This is a genomic window from Myxococcus stipitatus DSM 14675, assembly GCF_000331735.1.
GTDB lineage: Bacteria > Myxococcota > Myxococcia > Myxococcales > Myxococcaceae > Myxococcus > Myxococcus stipitatus.
In genome coordinates this window covers 3773622-3796585 of sequence record NC_020126.1, presented here as the reverse complement: position 1 = coordinate 3796585, position 22964 = coordinate 3773622, and the positions used below count along the sequence as shown (strand labels likewise).

The 22964-nt window shown below is 69.4% G+C and carries 16 protein-coding genes; 8 read left to right on the top strand and 8 right to left on the bottom strand.

What is annotated here, in order from left to right:
• Positions 1–377 precede the first annotated feature (377 nt).
• Positions 378–1823 (top strand): POT family MFS transporter, encoded by a 1446-nt coding sequence (locus tag MYSTI_RS14810; protein ID WP_015348574.1) that lies wholly within the window; start codon positions 378–380, stop codon positions 1821–1823.
• A 231-nt stretch (positions 1824–2054) separates the two neighbouring features.
• Here MYSTI_RS14810 and MYSTI_RS14805 read toward each other — a convergent pair whose 3' ends face one another.
• From MYSTI_RS14805 to MYSTI_RS14790, 4 genes are all read right to left on the bottom strand, one after another.
• Positions 2055–3443, bottom strand: coding sequence for a peptide MFS transporter (locus MYSTI_RS14805; protein ID WP_015348573.1), 1389 nt, complete (start codon positions 3441–3443; stop codon positions 2055–2057).
• A gap of 154 nt (positions 3444–3597) precedes the next feature.
• Positions 3598–6498, bottom strand: a complete 2901-nt coding sequence (locus tag MYSTI_RS14800; protein ID WP_015348572.1) for an ATP-binding protein — start codon at positions 6496–6498, stop codon at positions 3598–3600.
• A 23-nt stretch (positions 6499–6521) separates the two neighbouring features.
• Positions 6522–7310, bottom strand: a complete 789-nt coding sequence (locus MYSTI_RS14795; RefSeq protein WP_015348571.1) for a methyltransferase domain-containing protein — start codon at positions 7308–7310, stop codon at positions 6522–6524.
• Entirely contained in the window at positions 7307–9727 is a 2421-nt protein-coding gene (locus MYSTI_RS14790; protein WP_015348570.1) for a PilZ domain-containing protein, read from the bottom strand. The genes MYSTI_RS14795 and MYSTI_RS14790 overlap by 4 nt, the downstream gene beginning before the upstream one ends.
• 371 nt (positions 9728–10098) lie before the next feature.
• Between MYSTI_RS14790 and nadA the strand changes: the two genes are divergently transcribed.
• From nadA to MYSTI_RS14775, 3 genes are all read left to right on the top strand, one after another.
• The gene (nadA, locus tag MYSTI_RS14785) at positions 10099–11031 is read left to right on the top strand and encodes a quinolinate synthase NadA (protein ID WP_015348569.1); all 933 of its coding nucleotides are present in this window, start codon (positions 10099–10101) and stop codon (positions 11029–11031) included.
• A gap of 77 nt (positions 11032–11108) precedes the next feature.
• Positions 11109–11711 (top strand): hypothetical protein, encoded by a 603-nt coding sequence (locus tag MYSTI_RS14780; protein WP_015348568.1) that lies wholly within the window; start codon positions 11109–11111, stop codon positions 11709–11711.
• Positions 11712–11770: 59 nt separating this feature from the next.
• The gene (locus MYSTI_RS14775) at positions 11771–12583 is read left to right on the top strand and encodes a class I SAM-dependent methyltransferase (protein WP_015348567.1); all 813 of its coding nucleotides are present in this window, start codon (positions 11771–11773) and stop codon (positions 12581–12583) included.
• On the opposite strand, the gene MYSTI_RS14770 is transcribed toward MYSTI_RS14775, so the two are convergent.
• The gene (locus tag MYSTI_RS14770) at positions 12576–12980 is read right to left on the bottom strand and encodes a hypothetical protein (RefSeq protein ID WP_015348566.1); all 405 of its coding nucleotides are present in this window, start codon (positions 12978–12980) and stop codon (positions 12576–12578) included. The two genes, MYSTI_RS14775 and MYSTI_RS14770, sit on opposite strands and share 8 nt — an antisense overlap.
• Positions 12981–13160: 180 nt before the next feature.
• Between MYSTI_RS14770 and MYSTI_RS14765 the strand changes: the two genes are divergently transcribed.
• Both MYSTI_RS14765 and MYSTI_RS14760 read left to right on the top strand, forming a co-directional pair.
• The gene (locus tag MYSTI_RS14765) at positions 13161–14729 is read left to right on the top strand and encodes a hypothetical protein (protein WP_015348565.1); all 1569 of its coding nucleotides are present in this window, start codon (positions 13161–13163) and stop codon (positions 14727–14729) included.
• Between the two features lie 93 nt (positions 14730–14822).
• Positions 14823–16043, top strand: coding sequence for a hypothetical protein (locus MYSTI_RS14760; protein WP_015348564.1), 1221 nt, complete (start codon positions 14823–14825; stop codon positions 16041–16043).
• 24 nt (positions 16044–16067) lie between these two features.
• On the opposite strand, the gene MYSTI_RS14755 is transcribed toward MYSTI_RS14760, so the two are convergent.
• The 3 genes from MYSTI_RS14755 to MYSTI_RS14745 form a co-directional block, all read right to left on the bottom strand.
• Entirely contained in the window at positions 16068–16874 is an 807-nt protein-coding gene (locus MYSTI_RS14755) for a hypothetical protein (RefSeq protein WP_044280081.1), read from the bottom strand.
• A gap of 156 nt (positions 16875–17030) precedes the next feature.
• Entirely contained in the window at positions 17031–19904 is a 2874-nt protein-coding gene (locus tag MYSTI_RS42625; protein WP_015348562.1) for a serine/threonine-protein kinase, read from the bottom strand.
• A 209-nt stretch (positions 19905–20113) separates the two neighbouring features.
• Complete coding sequence (locus MYSTI_RS14745; RefSeq protein ID WP_015348561.1) at positions 20114–21193, bottom strand: hypothetical protein; 1080 nt, start codon at positions 21191–21193, stop codon at positions 20114–20116.
• A gap of 149 nt (positions 21194–21342) precedes the next feature.
• Between MYSTI_RS14745 and MYSTI_RS14740 the strand changes: the two genes are divergently transcribed.
• Positions 21343–22161, top strand: a complete 819-nt coding sequence (locus tag MYSTI_RS14740) for a glycerophosphodiester phosphodiesterase family protein (RefSeq protein WP_015348560.1) — start codon at positions 21343–21345, stop codon at positions 22159–22161.
• A gap of 11 nt (positions 22162–22172) precedes the next feature.
• Positions 22173–22934, top strand: a complete 762-nt coding sequence (locus MYSTI_RS14735; protein ID WP_015348559.1) for a deoxynucleoside kinase — start codon at positions 22173–22175, stop codon at positions 22932–22934.
• Positions 22935–22964 lie beyond the last annotated feature (30 nt).

Here is a 22964-nt window from a genome sequence, read left to right as displayed (position 1 = left end):
TCATTCACCCCCAACCCCCCGTCCACCTTGGAGGAAGACTTCACAGGTGGGGTGTGATTCGCGGAATCAGTTTCAACCGCTGATCACATGATAGGCCCTTATCAATTCCTGTCAAACGGGTGCACTCAGATTAAGGTGTACCAACAAAGGCACACCGTCATCGGAATGCGGGAGGGCGGGCAGGCGCGGTGCGGGAGCGCCGAACCGGACTCCGCGGGTGACATGAGCCTGCCCCTCCGTGGAGCGGGGGACCGGTTACCGGAGAGATAGGTGTCGCGGTGAGGGCCTTCGGTGGAGTCCAGGCCGGGGCTTGGATAGGGTTGGGCGCTTGACTCGCTTGAGCCCCCACTTTTCTCCACCAGGGAGCACCCTGACTCATGGCTGAGAGTCCCGCTGCGAAGGACAACAAGTTCCCGCCGCAGATACCGTTCATCATCGGTAACGAAGCGTGTGAGCGCTTCAGCTTCTACGGGATGCGGAACATCCTCACGATGTTCCTCATCCAGTACCTGCTCCTCAACGAGGTGCCGGACCCTGCCCTGCGCACCGCCCAGGGCAAGAGCCTGATGCACACCTTCATGGCGGGGGTGTACTTCTTCCCGCTCATCGGTGGCTATCTGGCGGACCGGTTCTGGGGCAAGTACCGGACCATCCTCTGGTTGAGCGTCGTGTACTGCATCGGCCATGGGCTGCTGGCCGTCTTCGAGAACAACGCCACGGGCTTCTACACGGGACTGGCGCTCATCGCGGTGGGCAGCGGCGGCATCAAGCCGTGTGTCGCGGCCATGGCGGGAGACCAGTTCAACGAGTCCAACAGCCACCTGGTGAAGAAGCTCTTCGCCATCTTCTACTGGACCATCAACTTCGGCTCGTTCTTCGCGTCGTTGTTCATCCCGCTGCTCCTGAAGAACTTCGGGCCGTCGGTGGCCTTCGGCATCCCCGGGGTGCTGATGTTCATCGCGACCATCATCTTCTGGGCGGGCCGGCGCCACTACGTCGTCGTGCCGCCCACGGGCGCAAACCCGCACTCGTTCCTCAAGGTGGTGTTCAGCGCCCTGAAGAACCGCGGCAAGCCGGGCCACTGGCTCGACGGCGCCCGCGCGCAGCACCCCGAGGAGGCCGTCGAGGGTGCCAAGGCCGTGTTCCGCGTCAGCGGGCTGATGCTGCCCTTCGTGCCCTTCTTCTGGATGCTCTTCGACCAGAAGGCCTCGACCTGGGTGGTCCAGGCGGCCTCCATGGACCTGAATGTCCTGGGGTTCGAGTTCCAGCCCAGCCAGATGCAGTTCGTCAACCCGATGCTGGTGATGCTGCTCATCCCCCTGCTGACGGGCGTGGTGTACCCGCTGTCGCAGCGCGCGGGGTGGGAGCTGACGCCGCTGCGGCGCATGCCGCTGGGCCTCGTGTTCGGCGCGGTGTCGTTCATCATCGCGGGCTTCTTCCAGGTGGCGATGGAAGGCGGCACGGTGCTGAACATCTCCTGGCAGATTCTCCCGTACGTCGTGCTGACGCTGGGCGAAATCCTGATGTCCACCACGGGCCTGGAGTTCGCGTACACGCAGGCGCCTCGGCAGATGAAGGGCACCATCCAGAGCGTGTGGCTGGTGACGAACACGCTGGCCAACGTGGCGGTGGCCATCGCCGCGGCGCTCAACGTCTTCTCGGGCTCCGGCCAGTTCTTCTTCTACGCCGGCATGGCCCTGGTGGCCGCGGTGGGCATGGCGCTGGTGGCCCGTCGCTACGTGGTGCGCGACTACTACCAGACGTCCGCGACGCAGGCGTCCGGTGAGGCCGCCGCTCCGGGCATCACCGCCAAGTCGGCCTGAACGAAGCACCTCGGGCTGGCCCCTCCCCTTCCAGGCGGGGCCAGTCCAGCACCCAGGGTCATCGGGTCGAGGCGTGACACCCGGGCACGCAACCTCGAGCCCTCCGCTCCCCCCGCGAAAAGAAGAACGCCGGAGCCCCAGTTTCTCGGGAGGCTCCGGCGTCATGACTTCTCTTCCTGGAAGGACGCGGATGGGGCGCTCGTCAGCGCGAGCCCCCCCGAGGCCCCAGACTCAGGCCGCCGCCGCGGTGCCGCCCTGCGCGGTGTCGCCCGAGGGGTCCGCCGGCTTCAGCTGGTCAGTGCCGTGCATCATCTTCTTCAAGATGGGCGCCACGACGATGAGGATGGCGCCAGCGATGCCGGAGCCGATGCCGAGGTAGAGGAACACGTCGAACTCGCCCAGCTGGCCCGAGGCCGCACCAATCTTGCCGGACAGCTTGTTCGCCGCCGCGTTCGCCAGGAACCACACGCCCATCATCGCGGAGACGATGCGGTGAGGCGCGACCTTGGTCACCATGGAGAGACCCACCGGGGACAGGCACAGCTCGCCCATGGTGTGGAACAGGTACGCCAGGATGACCCAGTGAGCGGCGGCCTTGCCGCCCGCGTCGCTCTGGCCGGCGGCGCCCAACATGAAGACGAAGCCCACGGACAGGAACACGAGCCCCATGCCCATCTTGACCGGGATGCTCGGGTCCTTGCCGCGAGCCGCTAGCCAGCTCCACAGCGCGGCGAACACCGGCGCCAGCAGCACGATGAAGAGCGAGTTGAAGTTCTGGAACCAGGTCGTGGGAACCAGCTGACCGAACACCGTCCGGTCCACCTTCTCGTTCGTGAAGAGGTTCATCAGGCCGCCGGCCTGCTCGAAGCCCGCCCAGAACGCCACGACGAAGATGGCGATGATGAAGATGACGACGATGCGGTCGATCTCGTCGCGGCTGAAGGCCTTCTTGGGGACTTCCTCCCGAGCGACGACGGGCTCCGCGCGCTTCACGGGAGCCAACCCCACATCTCCCAGATACTTCTTCTGCAGGAGCACGAAGGCGACGAGGCCCAGGAGCATGCCGACGCCAGCGGAGCCGAAGCCCCAGTGCCAGCCGACCCTCTCACCCAGGGTGCCGCAGATGAAGTTGCCCAGCATCGCGCCGACGTTGATGCCCATGTAGAAGATGGTGAAGGCGCCGTCGCGACGGCCGTCACCTTGGGGATACAGGCCACCGACCATCGTGGAGATGTTGGGCTTGAAGAAGCCATTGCCGATGATGAGGAACCCCAGGCCCACGTAGAACATCATCACGTTGGGGATGGCGAGGACCAGGTGGCCTATCATCATCAACACGCCACCGAGCACCACGGCCTTGCGCTGACCGATGAAGCGGTCCGCGATGAAGCCGCCCACGATGGGCGTCAGGTAGACCAGCCCGGTGTACGTGCCGTAGAGGCCAAGCGCGTCCTCCCGGCTCCACCCGAACCCACCCATGGTCGTGCTCGTCAGGAAGAGGACGAGCAGACCTCGCATGCCGTAGTACGACATGCGCTCCCACATCTCGGTGAAGAACAGGAGGTACAACCCGGGCGGGTGCCCCTGGCGGGTAGCGCCCGCCGCTGCGGTTCCTTGCATGCCGTGGTTTCCTTCGGTGGTGGTGGGAGGTGTGACGGAAAGAGCACTTGACTGTACCAGACCGCCACGAGGCCGTGCGCGAGTGGACAACAGAAGCGGCCGAGTATTCCCCAGCCCCCCAGGTCGTCCCCCGCACGTCAGGTTGCGTCGTGGATCAACCCAGCCGCCCCACGCGCGCTTCCCCCTGCCCGTCCAACCCGCCGCCCGATGAAGAGCGGCCTGGGGGGCGCAGGGGCAGGCGCACCTCGACCTGGGTGCCCTTGCCCGGAGTGCTCCGGACCTGAATCCGCCCGCCGTGGCGGACGACGATGCGCCGGCTCAGCGCGAGGCCCAGCCCCGTGCCCTCGCCCGCGGCGCGCGTGGAGAAGAAGGGCTGGAACAGCCGCTCCATGTCCTCCTGGCGGATGCCCACGCCGTTGTCGCTGATGGTGACGACGGCGTCCTCTCCGTCGCGGTGCGTGGCGACCTGCACGCGGCCATGCTCGCCCACGGCGCGCAGGGCGTTGTCCAACAGGTTGAGCCACACCTGGTTGAGCGAGCCCGGGTCGCCGTGCACGGGGACGGTGCACTCGTACGAGCGCTCCACCGTCACGCCCGACGGCACGCGCCACGTCAGCACGCCCAGCGTCGAGTCCAGCAGCGTGTCCAGGGACAGGAGGACGGGGGTGTCCGACGTGCGGGTGAAGGAGAGCAGCGACTCGGCGAGGTGGCGGATGCGCTGGCCGCACTCCTCCATCACCTCCAGCATGGCCCGGCTCAGGTCCGCGTCCGGGCTGTTGTCGCGCATCACTTCCTTCAGCGGCGTCAGCGCGTTCATCAGCCCGTTGAGCGGATTGCGGACCTCGTGCGCGAAGCCCGAGGTGAGCAGGCCGATGGCGGCCAACCGTTCGTTCTCCGCCGAGCGCACCGCCGCGTCACGCAGACGCAACTGGGTTTCGATTCGCGCCAGCAGCTCGCGGGGGCTGAAGGGCTTGCCCAGGTAGTCGTTGGCGCCCGTCCCCAGCGCGTCCACCTTCGCGGAGACCTCCTGCCGCGCGGTGAGGAGGATGACGGGGATGTCCACCGTCTGCGGCGACTCGCGCAGGGCCGCCAGCATCTGGAGCCCGGACATGACGGGCATCATCACGTCCGACACGATGAGGTCCGGCCGCTCCGCCAGCGCGCGGTGCCGGCCCTCGTCGCCGTTGACGGCCTCCAGCACGCGGAAGTGCTGCTTGAGCAGGCCCGCGATGTAGCCCCGAATCTCGGGGTCATCCTCCACCACGAGGATGCGCGGAGACTCCGGCCCAGGCCCCGCATGGTCCCTGGCCACGGTGCTGACCGAGGGACGTCCACTCTCCGCCCCGCCCGAGTCCACCGTGGGGAAGGAGCCCGAGCCGCGGCGCTCGCGGCGCACGGGCATCTCCGCGCGGCGGCGCTCGCGCAGCTCCTCGCGGATGTGCGCGCGCCCCTTGGGCAGCCGCACGTGGAAGGTGGAGCCCTTGCCCAGCTCGCTCGTCACGGAGATGCCGCCCTCGTGCAGCTCCAGCGTCTCCTTCACCAGCGCCAGGCCGATGCCCGTGCCGCCGAAGCGGCGGGTGCCGCTGTTGTCCGCCTGCGCGAAGCGGTCGAAGATGACCTTCGTGTCCTGCGCGGAGATGCCCTGGCCCGTGTCCTCCACGTCCACCAGCACCTCGTGCTCCGTCTCCGACACGCGCACCGTCACCCCGCCCGTCTGGGTGAACTTCAGCGCGTTGGACAGCAGGTTCTGGAACACGATGTCCATGCGCTCGTGGTCCACCTCGACCGTCGCCACCGCGGCGCCCTCCAGCCTGAGGGAGACACCCTGGCGCTCCGCCATCGTGAGGAACGGCGGCAGCACGGTGCTCAAGAAGCCGAACAGCTCCAGGGGCGCATAGCGCAGGCGCGCCTTGCCCGACTCCATCTGCGCCAGGTCCAGCAGGTTGTTGATGAGCCGCAGCAGGCGCTGCGCGCTGCGCTCCATGGTGGCCACGTGCTGGAGGACGACCTCCGGAGAGCTGTCCTCCGCGCCCCGTCGCTCCAGGGACTCCAGCGTGAGCAGGATGAGCGTGAGGGGCGTGCGCAGCTCGTGGCTGACGTTGTCGAAGAACTCGCTCTTGAGCCGGTCCAGCTCCTGCTGACGGGCGAGCGACTCCTCCAGCTTGCTGTTGGACTCCTTGAGCGCCTGGGTGCGCTCGGCCACCCGGTCCTCGAGGGCCACGTTGGCGCGGAAGATTTCGTCGTAGCGCTGCTGGAGCTCCATCAGCGAGCCCATGACGGCCTGGTTCTGCGAGCGCAGCGCCTCGTCCTTGCCTCGCAGCTCCCGGCGGCCATCCCACCAGCCGCCGACGGCGAAGCCCGCCATCGCCAGCGACACCGCGCCGAAGATGGGATGCGCCAGGCCCAGCGAGCCCGCGACGAGCCCCCCCACCGTGCCCAGGAACAGGCCCAGGTGATGCCCCCACTGCGTCAGCGGGTCCGTCCACGTCAGGTGGTAGCGGCACACGGACGCGCCCAGCACCTGGCACTCGGACTCGCGCACCTCCGCGGGAGGAAGCCCCCAGATGGTGGGGATGGAGGCGAACTGCCCCATGCGCAGCTCGCAGATGTCGCGGCCCGTCTCGGGAATCTTGCTCGAGTACGTGAGCACCAGCCGCTTCTGCTCCAGTTGCTCCACGTGGAAGTTGCCCACGCGGTTGTAGCTGGGCGCCAGCTCGATGGTCTTCAGGTAGCACATGCGCGGCGAGCCAAAGGCGCGCAGCAGGTAGTACGCGAAGCCCATCGCCTCCGGCGTCGCCAGGAAGAGTCCCGCGTTGCGCATGAAGCGCGCGTCCCCGGAGGCCTCCATCAGCAGCGTGGCCAGCCGCTCCAGGAACCGCAGCGAGATGTAGTTGGCGTGCGTGCGCAGGTACTCGAGCGAGAGCGGCACGTCGTGGCGCGCCCACAGCGCCTTGAGCCGCTCCACGCCGTAGGTGCGTTCGAAGTACAACAGCAGGGTCGACGTCGTGCGGACACTGACCTCGGGGGCATTGTCTGGAGGCTCGGAACCTCCCATCAGCTCGGTTGCTGTTGCCGCGCTCAAGCACGCACTCCCTCGGTGATGACGAGCACCGAATACTTGAGCGTATCTGGATCCTCGAGCATTCGCAGGTAGGCGTCGCAGAACGCCTCGTAGGCAACCCGAGAACCGAACGCTGGAGCGACCGCGGGAGCCAGGGCGGCGAAGCGCGTGCGCCAGTCGTCCAGGAAGCGGCCGTCCGCGACGCCCGCGACGATGTACTGGGGAACCACGTGAACCCGCACGTCCCTCAACCCCAGACGGCGGAAGACCTTGAACAGCTTGCGCCCGACGAACAGGTCGAACCCTTGCGCCGCCAGCCCGCGCTCGAACGTGCGCGCGCCCTCTTCCAGTCCCTCCGGCATGGGCCAGTTGTTCAGACCCTGACCGTCGATTTCGGACACCACCACGCGGCCTCCCGGCCGGGTGACACGCAGGAGCTCGGAGACCGCGGCCTCGGGGTCCTTCAGGTACTCGAGGACGTACTGACTCCACGTGTAGTCGAAGTGCGCGTCGGGCAGGCCCGTGCGGCGGATGTCCCCTTGGATGAAGCGCGCCTGGGACATGCCCATGCAGCGCTGGACGGCCTCGGACAGGCGCACCTCGCTCATGTCCAGGCCGGTGACGCCGCCCGTGACGCCGACGATGTCCGCCATGGTCCGGGTGATGCCTCCTGGCCCGCAGCCCGCGTCCAAGGCCTGGTCCCCCGGAGACAGCCCCGTCGCCAGCAACAACGAGCGGGCATCGTCCACCTGCTCCTGGAGCAACAGCCGCCGGGTCTCCTCGGCGGATTCCATGATGTAGTTCACCCGCTCCTCCGCGACGCACGGTTGCGCGCACGCTCCCCGCTCGCGGTGTGCTGGACGCGCTCGAAGATGGAGCGGAACAGCTCCACCCAGCGCCGCACCATGGAACGGTGGAAGAACCACTCGGAGAAGCGGCCCATCCGCTGGAAGCCCACCGCCTCCAGCGTGGCGACGTCCTCGTCCGCCGCGAGCGCGACGGCCGTCCCCCGGCCCTCCGCGCGGGCGTGCTCCACGCAACGCTGGATGAGCGCGCTCACCGCCGCGCTGGCGCCAGGGTGGTCGGGCTGGAGCACCACGTACCAGAAGGCGTTGGTCTTCTCGATGAGGTTGATGCCCGGGCTGCCCTCTTCCTGGAGGGCCATGGCCAGCGGGCCGTTCTCCCCCTCCACCGTGAAGACCCGCCGGCGCCGGTGCAGGCCATGCGCCGCGTAGCGAGCCCCCAGCGACTCCAGCCGCATCTGGTCGGCCTGCAGGTCCTCGGCGAGCACGCGCATCACCTCGCCGCGCTCGCGCAGGAAGTGCTCCAGTCGCGCGCAGTCCTCGTCACGCGCCTCGCGCACCTCGGGCAGCGGCCCCTCCGGGGTCCGCGCGGTGTCCAGCGGCATGCGCATGTACTCGAAGTGGCGCAGCCAGCTCAGCCCGTGGCTCTCCATGACCCGCAGCAGCCAAGCGCCCAGGCGGCTGGGCCAGCGGTTGTCCTCGCGCCAGGAGAACCGGATGAAGTCGATGTCCTCGTGGGACTCGCCCAGCTCGATGGCCAGCGCGGACAGCTCGTGCGCGATCTGGTCCGCGCGGTGGAAGCCCGGACGCACCGCCAGGTGCTGCACCAGCCACGTGCGCGAGTGGATGCGCAGGCCCGCGACGTGGCCCTGCACCCCATCGTTGTCCTTGTACACGAGCGAGCTGCCCAGCTCTCCCGAGCCACACAGCCGCCGGTGGGTGTTCTCCAGCAGGTGGAGGTACTCGGCCTCGGAGCCGAACGGGTAGTCGGGATGGAAGTTGTAGTGCGCCGTCTCCATCATCTTCCAGATGTCCGCGAAGGCGGACCGGCCCCCGTCCTCCACCACCGGGCTGCGCGCCGAGATGAAGGCGGCGTGGACCGCGTCCCGCACCCGCGCGGGGACGTCCAGGAGGCGCACGCCACAGCGGTAGGGCCGGAGCGGATTCTCCGCGCCATCGCCGGAGGAGACCTCGTCCACGGAGCGCACCTCCGCGCGGCATGACGCCTCGCTGCCGTCCGGCAGGAGCAGCGTCACGTCGAGCTGCGAGCCGGCGGGGAGGACCTCGAACGACGCATCGAACGCGAAGGAGAGGCCCCGGCTCGACAGGTCCAACACGGAGCGCGTCACGCTCTTGCCACTGAATGGCGCATTGAAGGAGACCAGGAAGCGGTGCTCCTTGCTGGGGCGGAAGCGCTGCAGGCCGCGCCGGTTCTGCAGGTTCAAGGTGCGCGGCAGGCTCAGCACCAGGGCGTCCCCCTGGCGCAGGACGCTGGTGACCCCCGCGTAGCTCTGCCCGCCGACTTCGAAGGAGAGGTTGAGCACGTCGCCGGTCGCCACGGCGCTCGCCCCGACGCTGGTTCCGCGCAGCACCGAGCGCCCCTCCACCAGGTCCACGGAAGGGCCCTCCAGCACGAACTGCCCCGCGGTGGTGTCCGGGTAGTGGACCCAGAGCGACGCGTTCCTCCGCACGGCCTTGCGCAGCGCGGCGAGCACGCTCACCGGCTCGCGGACGACGGCGAGCGGCGTGGTCGACGGCTCCTCCAGCGCGCGGCTCCACGACAGGCCGATGCGCAGCGCGGGCTCCGTGCCCTGCCGCACCGGTTGGACGTGGCGCACCAGGGCGCGGCGGGAGTGCAGCACCCGGCGGCCATCGCGCGCGATGAAGAGCTCATCCACCACCACGCCCGGCAGGAAGACGCCCACGGAGGAATCCATGGGGACCTGGAACGCGGCGCCGAAGTTGCCTACGTCCAGACAGCGCGCCGTGTAGCTGCGGCCTTGCAGCCGGAAGCCCGCCTCCATGCGCGCGGTGGGCATCACCCGCGCGGAGGCGCGGAGCTGGAGGATGTTGGTGATGCGCTGCCCCATCTCCGTCGGGGTCAGGCTGTCATCCAGGGTACTGAAGACGTGGCCCTCGGCCGCGGTCTCCACCAGCTCTTCCAGCCCGCGACGGTCCGCTTGCGAGCACACGAAGACGCGGACCGCTTCGGGAGCGGCTCGGTCGACGTGACGCAGGAAGCGCCGCGCGTTCTCCGGTGGGGCGATGATGAGCGTGGGGGCCGCCGACTCCATGCAGCGGGTGGCTTCCACCTGGGACTCCACCGCCACGACGCGGTGGCGGTCCAGCATGGACGCCAGCGCGGCGCGCCGGTCCTCGTTGGGATGCACAATCAGGACGTCCTGAGTGGGGACACTCATGCTCTCTCCTCGACGGGAAAGGCGTTCAAATGGAGAAGGGGCAGATCCACTGCCTGCCCACTGCCACAGGTCCGGTGCCGCCCCCTCTCCGCCAGCCGATCACGTCTTCTCGACCCCGAATGTGTGGCTTGCCCAAGCTTGACAGCAAGGCGACTGCCTCCCTCCGGGCCGACCCGGAGGATTGCGCGCAGTCTACCCTCTCTGCGCCGTCAGGTGATGCGGGCTTGAGGAGCGCATGCTCGATGGGGGACGGTGGCAGAGTCGACCCAGGGAAGTCCCTCATCAGCCGCCCGCCCGCCCGCTGGCCGCCTCCGACGATGTAGCCCGGCCCCCTCGACCGAGTTAAGTGTCAGCCAGGCAAGGGAGGTGCGATGAGCACGGGCGTGGACTACGCGCAGGAAATCCAGGAGCTCAAGCGTTCCATGAACGCTGTGATTCTTGCGCACTACTATCAGGAGAGCGAAGTCCAGGACGTAGCGGACTTCGTTGGCGACAGCCTGGCGCTGGCGCAGGCGGCGGAGCGGACGGAAGCGGATGTCATCGTCTTCTGCGGTGTCCACTTCATGGCGGAGACAGCGAAAATCCTGAATCCCGCGCGGCTGGTGCTGCTGCCAGACCTGAAGGCGGGCTGTTCCCTTTCAGACCGGTGTCCGCCCGCGGCCTTCAAGGCCTTCAAGGACAAGCACCCGGGCGCCTTCGTCGTGAGCTACGTGAACAGCTCCGCGGCGGTGAAGGCGATGAGCGACGTCATCTGCACGTCGTCGAACGCGGTGAAGATCGTCAACCAGGTGCCCAAGGACCGGCAGATCCTCTTCGCGCCGGACCAGCACCTGGGCCGCCACGTGATGAAGCAGACCGGCCGGGACATGGTGCTGTGGCCGGGCAGCTGCATCGTCCACGAAATCTTCAGCGAGAAGAAGCTGGTGGAGCTGAAGGTGATGCACCCGGATGCGGAGGTGGTGGCGCACCCGGAGTGCGAGGAGCCCGTGCTGCGGCACGCGGACTTCATCGGTTCGACGAAGGGGATCCTGGACTTCGTCCTCAAGAGCCCGAAGCAGAAGTTCATCGTCGTGACGGAGGCCGGCATCCTCCATCAGATGAAGAAGGGCGCGCCCGAGAAGACCTTCATCCCGGCGCCTCCGGACAACGGCTGCGCGTGCAACGAGTGCCCGTACATGCGGCTCAACACGCTGGAGAAGCTCTGGAAGTGCATGAAGGAGCGCACGCCGGAGCTGACGATGCCGGAGGGACTGCGGGAGGCGGCGCGGGCTCCGTTGCAGCGGATGCTGGAGTGGTCCAGGTAGAGCGGAATCTGTCGTCGCGGCGGACATTCGCCAACTCGCGTCTTGCGCCGGGAGGGCCGGGGTGCAATGGAGCCTTCGTGGCCTTCCGATTTTTCGCAGTCCCCTCGCACCGACTGGTGGATTACCCCCAGTCGCTGCCGGTCGATGAGCGCCTCGAGCCGGACCTGCCCCCGGTCCCCGAGGCCGTGGAGCGTGCGCTGACAGGCACGGAGTTCCGAGACATGCGCGCGCGCGACAGGCTGCGCGCGCTTCTCCAGGGAGACCGGACGCCCACCCTGGGTGCTCCCGAGGCGGGCTTCGGCCCGTCCGCCGTCTTCGCCCAGCCGCCCCAGGACCTGCCGGCGCTGCTGCGCCTGGCGGATGAGCTGGACGGACTGGCCCGGCGCGAGGCGGGTGAGCGCGCGCTGGTGTGGAAGTGCGGAGATTGTGGAGCCCGCTACGCGGTGCCGGTGGCGCTGGTGCGGCAGGTGTCCATCCGGTGCGAGCGGTGCGGCACGCCGGTGGAGCTCAACGCCACGCGCAGCCTGGGGGAAGAGGCGCTCATCGACCCCTTCCAGGGCGCGGTGAACCACAGCCGGCGGGAGCTGGCGGCCTTCTTCCGCGAGGCCATGGCCCGAGGCTGGCCCGTGCTGGTGTCCGAGGACCAGCGGGTGCCGGCCAAGCCGGGCCCCTCGGCCTGACTCGTTTCGCTCACAAAGCGATTCTCGCCCCAGTCGGGGGACGGTAGCCTCGAGCGCACATGCGGCACGCGCTCGTCCAGCTCCTTCGATGCCCCCGATGCCGACGCGGCGCCCTTCGTCCCGAGGCGCCCGCGGCCGTCCTGCTCTTCGGCCCCCTGCGCTGCCCTGACTGTCGCGCCAGCTACCCGGTCGCCGAGGGCGTCGCGGACCTGATGCTCGAGCCCGCGCTGGCCACGGGGCTTCAGCGAGGGCTGGAGCGCCGCTTCGTGGCCCGCTCGTACGAGCGCTACGTGCGCCCCGCCCTCCAGCGCGCGCTCCTGCGCCAGCCGATGGACACGGACAGCGAGTACCTCATCTATCGCAGCCTGCTGGGCACACCCGACGGGCCGGTGCTGGACGTCGGCTGCGGCACGGGGCTGGTGGCGCGGCGGCTGGCGCGCGAGCCGGGCTTCGCGCTGGTGGCGGGACAGGACGTGTCCTCCGCGATGCTGGAGGAAGGCGTGGCCCAGGTGCGCGAGGCGGGCGCCACGGTGGACTTCCTCCGCGCGCAGGCGCCCTATCTCCCCTTCCAGGACGAGACGCTCGGCGCGGTGCTCATGGCCGACTCCCTGCACTACGTGGAGGACCTGGGCCGGCTGATGCTGGAGGTGATGCGGGTGCTGCGTCCGGGGGGCCGCTGGGTGGCGAGCACGTATGCGCCGCCGGGCTCGGCGTCCGGGTTCCTGCACCGCCGCGTGGGACTGCACCCTCGGGGAGAGACCACCTTGCGCGCGGCGGCCAGCGCGGCGGGTCTGGTGCGCTTCGAGCGCGTGGCCCTGCCGCCGCTGCTGGTGCTCAAGGCGGAGAAGCCCTCCGCCGACACCCTCAGATGAAGATGCCGGCCGAGGCGTCCGTGCGGCGCGCCTCATCCAGCTTCAGCTTCGCGGGCTGGCCGCGCAGCGCGTCCATCATCTGCCGCTTGGGCTTGCAGTTGGAGCACTCGCACGAGCCCTTCTTGCAGGTGCAGTCCGCCTTGCTGCCGCACTGGCACTTGGCGGTGAGGAGCGAGTCGATGGCCTCCAGGGGACGCGCCTGCTCGCTGGCGGCGGGGCGGGCCTCCGTCGGCGCGGGAGCCACGGCGGCTTCCGGAGACGGCTTCTCCGCGGACTTCTCCGTCTGGGCCTGAGCGGCTCGGGCGTGGGCCTCGCAGGCGCTCGCCGCGCGGGGCGCGAGCAGCAGCAGACCGCTGGCCAGCAGCCCCGCGGCCACCATCGTCGCGTTGCGTGTCATGTGCGCTCTCCTCGAGAGCCTCTCGGCCTGGGCTCTCTGTCCACCGGCGCCTATAGCGCAGGCCCCATCGCCTGCCAAGGTCACCGGCCATACCTTTGTCTACCCCGAGGATTCGGGCCCCGTGCCCGTCGTCGGTTGCTCGCCGGGCAGGAAGTCGGCGCATACAGTCCCGCCCCGCTCGTGACGACTCCCAACCCCCGCTTTATTCACCTCGCGGCCCTGCTGCTGGGCGCGCTGCCCTTGTGGGTGTCGCGCCACCTGCCGATGGTGGACCTGCCGCAGCACCTGTACCTCATCTCCGTGCTGCACCGGCTGGACGACCCGACGACGCTGTACCCGCAGCTCTTCGAGGCCCGTCACGCGCTGACGCCGTACCTGGGCTACTACTACCTGGTCAGCGCGCTCAACTGGCTGCTGCCCCTGGAGGTGGCCAACCGCGTGTTCCTCACCGCGTACGTGGTGGGGCTGCCGTTGAGCCTGGGCTTCCTGCTGCGCTCACTGGGCCGGCCCACGTGGCCATCGCTGCTCGCCCTGCCCTTCGCGTACGGCGACAGCTTCGGCTGGGGCTTCATCAACTACTGCGCCGCGCTGCCGCTCACGCTGCTGTGCTGCGGCCTCTTCGTGCGGACCTTGGAGGACGCGCCCCGCCGGAGGAAGTGGATGGGGGGCCTGGCCCTCTGCCTCGTCACGGTGCTGCTGTTCCACGTCCAGGCGTTCGGGTTCCTGGCGCTGGGACTGCCGTGGCTCCTGCTCACCACGCGCGTGCCCGAGGACACCACGGCCCAGGGCCTCGCGCAGCGGCTGCGGCCCCGCGTGCCGGCGCTGCTGGGCGTGGTGCCGGGCGTGGCGCTGTTCCTGGGCTGGGTGGTGCTGCGCTTCGGCGAGCCGCCCGACATCCAACCCGGTGCGCCGTGGAAGGCCTGGGGGCCCACGTTCTCTCCGCAGAACCTGGCGTGGAAGGGCTTCGAGCAGAACCGCGCGGAGCTCTTCGACGTGCTCGCCAACACGCTGCGCGACGGCTCGGACCGGTGGGCGCTGTACGGCGTCGTGGCGGTGGCGGTGGTGGGCTGGGTCGCGGGGCTCCTGCGTCCGGCCGCGACGTCCGGCCTTGGCGGAGCGGTGACGCGCGCGCGGCTCCTGGGGCTGGGGCTTCTGGCGCTCGCGCTCTTCTTCCTGCTGCCCTTCGACATCCGCGGGTACGTCTACTACCTCAACACGCGCTATGCGCACCTGGCCGCCGCGCTGCTCGTGGCCACCGCGCCCGCCACGGTGCCCGAATGGCGCACGCCCCTGCGCTGGGCCGCCCTGGCCTGCGCGCTGGTGCTGGCCCTCACCCTGGGCCAAGGCTTCCGCGCCTTCTCTCGCGAAGCGACGGAGTGGGAGGGACTCGTCTCGGCCACGGCGCCGAAGCCCCGCGTCATGGGCCTCATCTACGACGGGGGCTCGCGGGTGGTGCGCTTCCCGGTGTTCATCCACTCGGCGGCGGTGCTGGCCCGGGAGCGCGGGGGTGTTCCGAACTTCACGTTCGCCTCCACGCCGCACTCGCCCCTGAAGTACCGGGGCGAGATGCCCCCCACGTTCCCCTCCGAGTGGCGCCCCCAGGACGTCGACCTGGACACGCAGGGGGCCTGGTACGACCACTTCATCGTGCGCGGCGCCCACCCGTCGCAGGTGTTCGGCGAGAGACTCCAGTCGGAGCTGGTGGTGGTGGGCCAGTCGGGGCGGAGCTGGCTCGTGCGCAGGCGCTGAGCCGCGTCCACGGGCATCCGAGAGTGTGGGCCAGTCGTCGGGGGCCCCCATGGGCCATGCCCCGCGTCGCGCGGCACGCGGTACAAGGCCCCCATGAAATCCCCCGCCTCGGACCCTCGCTCCCTGCTGGACGCGCTGCGCGCTGGCAGCCCCCTGCCCGACCTGCCCGCCAACGCCGTGGACTCCGCTCGGACGCTCGCGAGTGCGCCCGGCACCGCGACGCCCTCGGCCGTCGAAGCCCTTCCGGAGCCCCTCGCCGCGGCCCTCCTCGAGGGCTCCGTCCTGGACGGACAGCCCGCGCTCGCCGAAGCCCTCTCCGTCTCCACCGTGAAGCCGCTGGCCAAGCTCGCCAAGAAGGCCCTCTACCGGCTGCGCTCCCGAGGCGTCGCCGTGGCCGAACCTTCCCGCCCCCCACCGCCGGAAGCAGCCCGCCCCGCCGCCGCGCCCGAGGAGTTCCCCGCGCTCGCCAGCACGTTGACGGGGCGCGGTGAGCGAGCCGTGGTGCTCGGCCGCGCCGTGCGTGGAGGCGGCATCGAGGTGGTGCAGGCCCTCCTCTCGGATGAGCAGGGCGTCGTCCAGCTCCAGCTCGACGAGAAGAGCCGAGGCACCTGGCGCCGCATCCTCAAGGAGGGACTGGAGCAGGAGGGCACGGTGGAGCTGCCCCTGCACAAGGCGGTGGAGCTGCTCGCCGAGGCCGCGGGCCTCAACCTGCGCACGCACACCCCCTTCCCCGAGGGACTCGATGTGGCCCTGCGCCACTTCGGCACCCAGCCCCAGGCGGAGCCCACCACCCTCCCCCCTCCCGAGCCCGAGGATGTCCGGCGCGTGATGGAGGGAGACCTGCTGCACGCCACCCCGGAGATGGCCACCTGGCTCCCGCCGGACTCGGTGGTGAAGCGCCTGCTGGCCAAGATGGATGAGGTGGTCGTCAGCCCCCTGGCGCTCAGCGAGACCCAGCGCAAGGAGCAGCTCCAGACCGCCGTGCGCACCGTCACCCAGGACTTCTTCACGCCCGACATGAGCCGGCGGTACGCCCTGCGGCTGTGGAGGATGGCGGACTACTTCGAGCACAGCGCCCGTCCGAAGGAAGCGGAAGTGGCCCGGGGTGAGGCTCGCCGGCTCTTCCACGGGGCCCAGCAGCCCTACTCCCGCTTCGCCGAGCACCTCTTCGAGAAGGTGCTCGGCCTGGTCGCCGCGGCCGGAGCCCGGGCCGAGGCCCAGGCTCAACGGGCCTCGGGCGCCGCCGAGCCCACTCCCGCCGAGGCGGCTCCCCCCCAGGAGCGGCGCAGCCCCGGCGGTCTCATCCTCCCCTGAGGTGGAGGGGAGGAGACCGACGCCTCACTCCGGCGAGACGCGCGCGCGCAGCAACAGGTCCAGGTTCTCCTGCTCCCACGCCTGCGCACGCGTGTAGTCATGGAAGCGCTTCTCGTGCTCCATGAGCTCGGGCGGGTGGATGCACCGCCGCCCGTCGTCCCCCTTCCGGGTCCGGTAGATGTGGTGAAGCATCTCGTGGAAGACAATCCACTCCACGAAGTAGCGGGGCACCACCGGCTGGTCCAACGCGGGGTGGATGCGGATGACCTTCGAGTCCGCCGAGTAGGAGCCCATCTTGATGCTCTTGCGAGGCCCCTTCACCCGAGGCGCCGGCCCATAGGTGATGGCCGCGTCGATGCGCCGGCTGAAGTAGCGCTCGTTGAGCCGGTCGAAGATGCGCTCCAGGTCATGGTGCTGACCCGCCGGCTCCAGCCGGATGCGCTTGCGCATCTGCGCGGGAGACAGCCGCCGGATGTAGATGCGGTTGCGCTCGATGTAGCGGTCCAACAGAGTGCTCGCCTCCGGGTCCCCCTTGCGCACGAAGCTGGCGAGTGCCTGCACCACGTCATCCGGTGCGGCCAGGAACATGTGGTGGAGCCGCAACCGCCACAGCGCCCGCTGACGTTGAAAGGTCAGCATCGTGTGCGTGTTGTCGTGAACCTCCACCGCCACCTTCCCGCGCAAGCGTGTGCGGAGACGGCGTTCGAGCACGCGTCTCCAGACCTTCAACAGCCGGTTCGGTTCCGGTGCGACAGGTTGCTGCCGCACTACCCGTCCGGCCGTGTAACTCCGCTTCGTCACGATGTTTTTCTGCTTCTTGAGGCGCGCCATGGAGCGCCGGATTCTACGGCCCCCTCTGACATGCGCAATGCGCGCCCCGAGCGGAATACCTAGGAAATCCAACGACTTAAGGGCACTCAAGCCCACCCGGTCCCACTTGTCCTCCCCGGGGGGAGTCGCGCCCATATGGGCAAGTACCCGTCCTGACTAGCGCCGCCCCTTGCATGGCACGGAGAGCACGAGCGGACCCGGACTCACCTGCTTGATGAGGTAGGATTTCGCCCCCTCCGCCGCGCGGCGCCCGGGGCAGTCATATTCGACCCGGAGCGAGCCTGGAGGCAGGGTGATGAGCCTGTTGACAGGCAGACGCTCGCCTCCCGCACCTTTCAGCACCGTCTTGGGCGGGGCCTCGAAGAACACCTCGACCAGGGCGGGAGCTTGAGGAGGCAGGGCCGCCTCCCCGTTCACCGGTGAACCAGGCTGCGGCGGCGTCGCCGCGACGACCGCCGCCGCGGGTGCGCTCGCCACGTTCGTCGGAGTCGGAGTCGGAGCGGCGGCGGGAGTCGCCGGAGCCGTGGCGGTGGGCTCGGGCGCGGGGGAAGGCGCCGCGCCCTGCGGCCCCGGCTTCGGCGTGGAGGGGGCTTGTGGCGCGGGACGCACCGGCGACGCCCCGGGCGCTTTCTTCTCCGAGAGGACCTTCCGGGAGAGGTCCGGCGCCGGCATGGGCTTGGGCATCCCCGCCGGAGGCTGCGTGGCCCAGATCACCAGCCCCCCCAGCACCAGAATCACGGCCCCCACCACGACGGCGAGCATCACCCAGCGCGAGTGACGGCGCGGGGGCATCTCGTACGTGTCGGGGTCCTCGTACCCCATGGTGGACTCGTCGTCGTCTTCGTCCTCGAGCGTGTCGGTGGGCTCGGTGCGGTGCGAAGACATCCGGGAGTCGGTGTTGAGCGCGTCCTCGTCGTCGCCCACCGCCGGGCCCCGGGAGGCGGGGAGCAGCGGCCGGGAGGCCCGGCGTGGCGGCGCCGCGGGCGGGGTGATGGAGACCGAGGCCTCCACGTCCACGGACGAAATCTTCCGCATGGGCGTGGTGAGCGACACCGACTCGGACGCCTCATCCAGCTCGGCGGGCAGGCGCCGCATGGGCGTGGTCAACGACACCGACGCCTCCACGTCCACGGACGAAATCCTCCGCATGGGCGTGGTCATGGAGATGGACTCGGACGGCTCATCCAGTTCGGCGGGCAAGCGCCGCATGGGGATGGTCATCGACGCGGCCGCCTCCATCTCCGCCCGGGACGGACGACGGATGGGCATCGTCATCTCGCCCACGTTGTCTTCCGGGTCCTGCTGCCAGGGCGTCGACGCGCCTCGCGAGGGCTCCGAAGCGGGTGCCGCGTTCCGCCGGGCGCGCAGGTCGCTCGGCGAGGGCGTCCGCAGGGCCGGAGCATCCGCCTGGGCCGACGCGCGCGCCGAGGGGAGTGGCGCCACGGGAGACATCCCCGTGCGCCGGGGCGGCGTGGTGGGAGCGTCCGCGGCGGAGGCCGCGCGCGGCGACTCCGACTGCGTGTTGCGCCGGGGCGGCGGGGCGGGCGGCTCCGCGCGGGACGTCAGCTCCGAGTGGGTGTTGCGCCGGGGCGGCGAGGAGGAAGCGAGCTCCGAGTGGGTGCTGGAGCGCCGAGGAGGCGTCGCGGGCGGCATGGGCGTCCGGCCCTTGCCGCGCTGGGGAATGGTCGACTCGCCATCCCCCGCGTCCTCGTCCTCCGGGTCGCGCTCGTCGGCGAGCACGGCAAGCCCGGTGGGCGAGGTCCGCACGGCGGTGGCCATCTCCGGGTCCGCCACATCGCCGCTGCTTGCCTTCCCTCGCGAAGACAGCTCGCGAGGACGGGCCATCTGCGTCGCGGGCTCCGGCTCGTCCGCGTAGGAGACCGCCGGCAGGGCATCTCCCGAGGTCCGCCGAGGCATGGGCCGCGCGGTGAGTCCCGGCGAGGGCGCGTTGGAGGACTCCGGCGAGGGCCCGGTGGCGGACAGCGTGGGCGCGGTGACGTCCAGCGCCGCGGGCCGGGCCGCCTCCGTCCTGTTCCCCGCCAGCGGCAAGGTGGCGTGCGTGCGCCCCACGGGCTTGGGCACGGGGATGTGGAGGATGGTGCGCTCCTCCTCTTCGCCCAACAGCCGCGCGATGTAGTCGGCGACGTCCAGGCTCTGCCGCAACGCCCCCGAGTCCAGGAACGCCTCCAGGTCCGCGGCCACCACGGCGGCGCGCGGATAGCGCTGGGTGCGGTCCTTCGTCAGGCACTTCATGATGATGCGCGACAGCTCCTCCGGATAGTCCGGACGCAGCAGGTGCGGCGGCGTCGGGTCCTCGAAGCGGATGGCGTAGAGGATGCCCTCCGTCGTCGGCTTGGCGAAGGGCTGCTTGCCGGTGGTGATTTCGTACAGCATGGTGCCCAGCGCGAAGATGTCCGCGCGGTGGTCCAGCCGCTCCTGCGACACCTGCTCCGGCGCCAGGTAGAGGAACTTGCCCTTGATGACCCCCGGCTTGCTGCGCTCCATGAACGCGCCGGCCTTGGCGATGCCGAAGTCGACCAGCTTGACGCGCCCGTCATAGCCAATCATCACGTTCTGGGGGCTGATGTCGCGGTGGATCAACTCCAGCGGCCGCCCGTCCACGCCCCGGCTCTGGTGCGCGTACTCCAGGCCGTGCGCCACCAGCCCGCAGATGCGCGCCGCCACGCCACAGGGCACCGTCGCGCCGAACTTCGCCTCCTCCGCCACCACGCGGCGCAGGTCGACACCGGCCACGTACTCCATGGCGATGAAGATGTTGTCGCCCTCCTTCCCCAGCTCATGCACCTGCACGATGTTGGGGTGGCAGAGCTGCGCGGCGATGCGCGCCTCGTCCAGGAACATCTGGACGAACTCCGGCTCCTCCGACAGGTACGGGAGGATCCGCTTGAGCACCACCAGCTCCGGATCCGGAGGCCGCTGCGACAGGAACAGCTCCGCCATGCCCCCCACGGCGAGCCGCTTGATCAGCAGGTACTTTCCGAACGGGACAGCCGTCTGGGGCGAGTTCACGGAGCAAACACGACGTCTGACAGGGTGGGAGAGGTTGGACCTTTCCCGAGCTTACCCACAATCAGAGGGTTGGGGGAGCGGGGGGCCCACATCGACGGGTAGCGGACACCCCTCCAGAGGCATCGCCCCCCAAAAGAAGAAGCCGCCCCTCCCTGTACGGGCGAGGGGCGGCGACTCAGCGGGACATCCTCAGGGGATGCCCCCTGGACTCACGGCGCGGGCGCCAGGTCCGTGTCGCAGTTCATCGGGTGCAGCACGTACGTGAAGTCGTTGGTCGTGCCGGGGACGACGCCACTGCCGTAGACGTTGCAGCGGGTGCTGGTGCCGCCGTCGGGGAGCTGCGTGGGGGTGCCCGCGTCGGTGCACGGCACGTTGGTGAAGGTATCCCAGACGCCACGGATGCCGTTCGGGAACGTCACCGTGCCACCGTCGTCCACCGTCTCCATGATCTTGCAGTTGGCCTCCCGATACGTCTTGGAGGTCGCGACCAGGATGCCACCCGAGACTTCCATGCCCAGGTAGGTGGTGTTCGTCGGGTTGTCGGGCTGCGACTTCATCGAGGGCGGACGCACGTTGGTGACGGTCAGCGGGCCCGGGATGTGGACGCGCAGACCGGCGTAGTCCGCATTGGGCTTCTCCTTGCCCGAGTCCGCGTTGCCGAAGCCCGCGGCGACCTCGTTATCGGGGAGGATCTGACGCTCCGTCCCCTTCTTGGCGACGATCATGTCTCCAATGGTGACGCCGTCCACGTTGAGCAGGTAGGTGCTCTTGATCACGGGGCGGTAGGCCTCACGCTGCTCGGGCGCGCCATCGCGGCCGTTGGCGTTGAACTTGCGGAACCAACCCTTGACGCGGATGACATCGCCGACGGCCGGGAGGAAGTCCTTCGAGGTCGGCGTCTCCTTGTCCTTGTAGAACTTGTCGACGTAGATGCCTTCCTTGGGGAAGCACGGGTCGACCACCCAGAAGCGGGCGATGTAGTCCCCCTGGGCGCCCACGTCGGAGTCCTTCACCGCCGTCACGACCACGTTATCCAGGTCGATGATGTCGCCCCGTTTCCCGTTGGTCTTGAGATTCCCGATGGGGCCCAGCCCGTTCACAGCCGGGGGACATACCCGGCCCGCGTCGGTGCCCGCGTCCGTGCCAGCGTCCTGGCCACACGCACCCGAACATCCCGCGTCAGGGGTCGGCTCATTGTCGCCATCGTCACGACCAGAGCAGCCCGCCACGGAAGCCATCACCGCCGTGGCGACCAGCGCCGCCGCGCCAAGCGTCTTGCGCAGTTGCATCTCTCGTATCTCCATTCTTGTCGCGGCGCCTGGGGGGTTGATGTCGACGCCGGTCGGTCCGAGGATGCTGGCCTTATACCGGTGGCTTGACGTGCCCGGCAAGGAACCCACTCCCCCACGGGTTACATGTCTGTGAATTCGAGGAACCCATGAGTATCCAGCCGGCGTTTCTACAGGGTCTGCGCCCCACGCTGCATATCTCGCATCGTGGCGGGGCGGCGCTGGCGCCAGAGAACACCCTGGAGGCCTTCCGCCGGGCGGTGGAAGTCTTCCAGACAGACATGCTGGAGCTGGATGTTCACGTGACGCAGGACGGCGAAGTCGTCGTGGCTCACGATGACACCCTCGAGCGCTGCACGGATGGAACAGGGGCGCTGGCCCGATACACGCTCGCGGAGATTCAGAAGCTGGACGCCGGGTATGGTTTTACACCAGACGAAGGACGCACCTTCCCCTTCCGAGGCCAAGGCATCCGCATCCCCACGCTGCGCGAAGTGTTGCGGGCCTTCCCCTCGCTGCGACTCAACGTCGAACTCAAGCCAGACGTGCCGGGCCACGAGGACCTCTTCGCTCGCCTGCTGGAGGCCGAAGGCGCGGTGGAGCGCGTCTGCATCGGCAGTGAGCTGGACGCGGTCGGCGAGCGGCTCGTCGCGAGGCTGCCGCGCGCCTGTCATTTCTATCCGCGCGACGCGCTGGCCAGCTTCGTCATCACGCTGCGCAATGGCGAGTCACCGCCCGAGGACCCTCGCTTCACGGTGCTCGACATGCCGCTGTACTTCGGCGAGCTGCGGCTGGTGGATGCGCCCTTCCTGCGCGAGTGCGCCGCGCGCGGGAAATGGGTCAATGTCTGGACGGTGGACGACCCGGGAGAGATGCGGCAACTCCTCGAGGAAGGCGTCGGCGGCATCATGACGGACAGGCCGGACCTGCTGAGGCAACGAATGGACGCCACCACCAAGCCGGGTTAAGCCCCGGTTCCATGCCTCGTTCCACCCCGCGCCCGCCCTCCCCCTCGGCAGCCGCCCCCAAGTCCTCCAAAGCAAAAGCCGCCGCCGCCAGCCCCGAGGCCGCCGCGCCGCGCGCCCGCAACGTGGTGAAGACGAAGGTGAAGCCTCCCAAGGGCCGGCGCTTCGTGGCGCTCGCGGGCAACATCGGCGCGGGCAAGACGACGGCGGCGAAGATGCTCAGCCAGTCCTTCGGCTACGAGCTGTTCGACGAGCCCGTCATCGACAACCGCTTCCTGCGTGACTACTACGCGGACATGTCGCGCTGGTCCTTCACGCTCCAGCTCGAGTTCCTCATCCGTCGCGTCGAGCACCACGAGCTCATCCACTCGTACCGCCGCAGCTGCGTGCAGGACCGCACGCTGTACGAGGACCCGGAGATCTTCGCCAAGTACCTCCACGGCCTGGGGCACCTGACCAACGCGGAGCTGGATTTGTATTACGAGTACTTCCAGCGCCTGTCGCGCCACATCATCCGCCCGGACAAGGTCATCTGCTTCGAGGTGGGGAGCGTGGACGTGCTGCTGGACCGCATCCGCTCGCGCGGCCGCGAGGAGGAGCGGGGCATCCGGCCGCAGTTCCTCCGAGGGCTCAACGGCTACTACGCCTCCTTCCCCCAGGTGCTCCAGGAGAAGTACGGCGTGGAGTGTCTGGTGATGGACGTCTCCAAGCAGGACATCCGCCGAGGCCGCGGACGCGAGGAGTTCCTGGACCGCGTCTCCACCTTCCTGGCATGAGGCCCGGGGGCCCATGCACGAGGCCCCCAG

What these genes read in the sequence shown, in the direction of transcription:
- MYSTI_RS14810 (WP_015348574.1), top strand. Translation starts at nt 378, where the DNA reads ATGGCTGAGAGTCCCGCTGCGAAGGACAACAAGTTCCCGCCGCAGATA.
- MYSTI_RS14805 (WP_015348573.1), bottom strand. Translation starts at nt 3,443, where the DNA reads ATGCAAGGAACCGCAGCGGCGGGCGCTACCCGCCAGGGGCACCCGCCC.
- MYSTI_RS14800 (WP_015348572.1), bottom strand. Translation starts at nt 6,498, where the DNA reads ATGGGAGGTTCCGAGCCTCCAGACAATGCCCCCGAGGTCAGTGTCCGC.
- MYSTI_RS14790 (WP_015348570.1), bottom strand. Translation starts at nt 9,727, where the DNA reads ATGAGTGTCCCCACTCAGGACGTCCTGATTGTGCATCCCAACGAGGAC.
- nadA (WP_015348569.1), top strand. Translation starts at nt 10,099, where the DNA reads ATGAGCACGGGCGTGGACTACGCGCAGGAAATCCAGGAGCTCAAGCGT.
- MYSTI_RS14775 (WP_015348567.1), top strand. Translation starts at nt 11,771, where the DNA reads ATGCGGCACGCGCTCGTCCAGCTCCTTCGATGCCCCCGATGCCGACGC.
- MYSTI_RS14770 (WP_015348566.1), bottom strand. Translation starts at nt 12,980, where the DNA reads ATGACACGCAACGCGACGATGGTGGCCGCGGGGCTGCTGGCCAGCGGT.
- MYSTI_RS14760 (WP_015348564.1), top strand. Translation starts at nt 14,823, where the DNA reads ATGAAATCCCCCGCCTCGGACCCTCGCTCCCTGCTGGACGCGCTGCGC.
- MYSTI_RS14755 (WP_044280081.1), bottom strand. Translation starts at nt 16,874, where the DNA reads ATGGCGCGCCTCAAGAAGCAGAAAAACATCGTGACGAAGCGGAGTTAC.
- MYSTI_RS14745 (WP_015348561.1), bottom strand. Translation starts at nt 21,193, where the DNA reads ATGCAACTGCGCAAGACGCTTGGCGCGGCGGCGCTGGTCGCCACGGCG.
- MYSTI_RS14740 (WP_015348560.1), top strand. Translation starts at nt 21,343, where the DNA reads ATGAGTATCCAGCCGGCGTTTCTACAGGGTCTGCGCCCCACGCTGCAT.
- MYSTI_RS14735 (WP_015348559.1), top strand. Translation starts at nt 22,173, where the DNA reads ATGCCTCGTTCCACCCCGCGCCCGCCCTCCCCCTCGGCAGCCGCCCCC.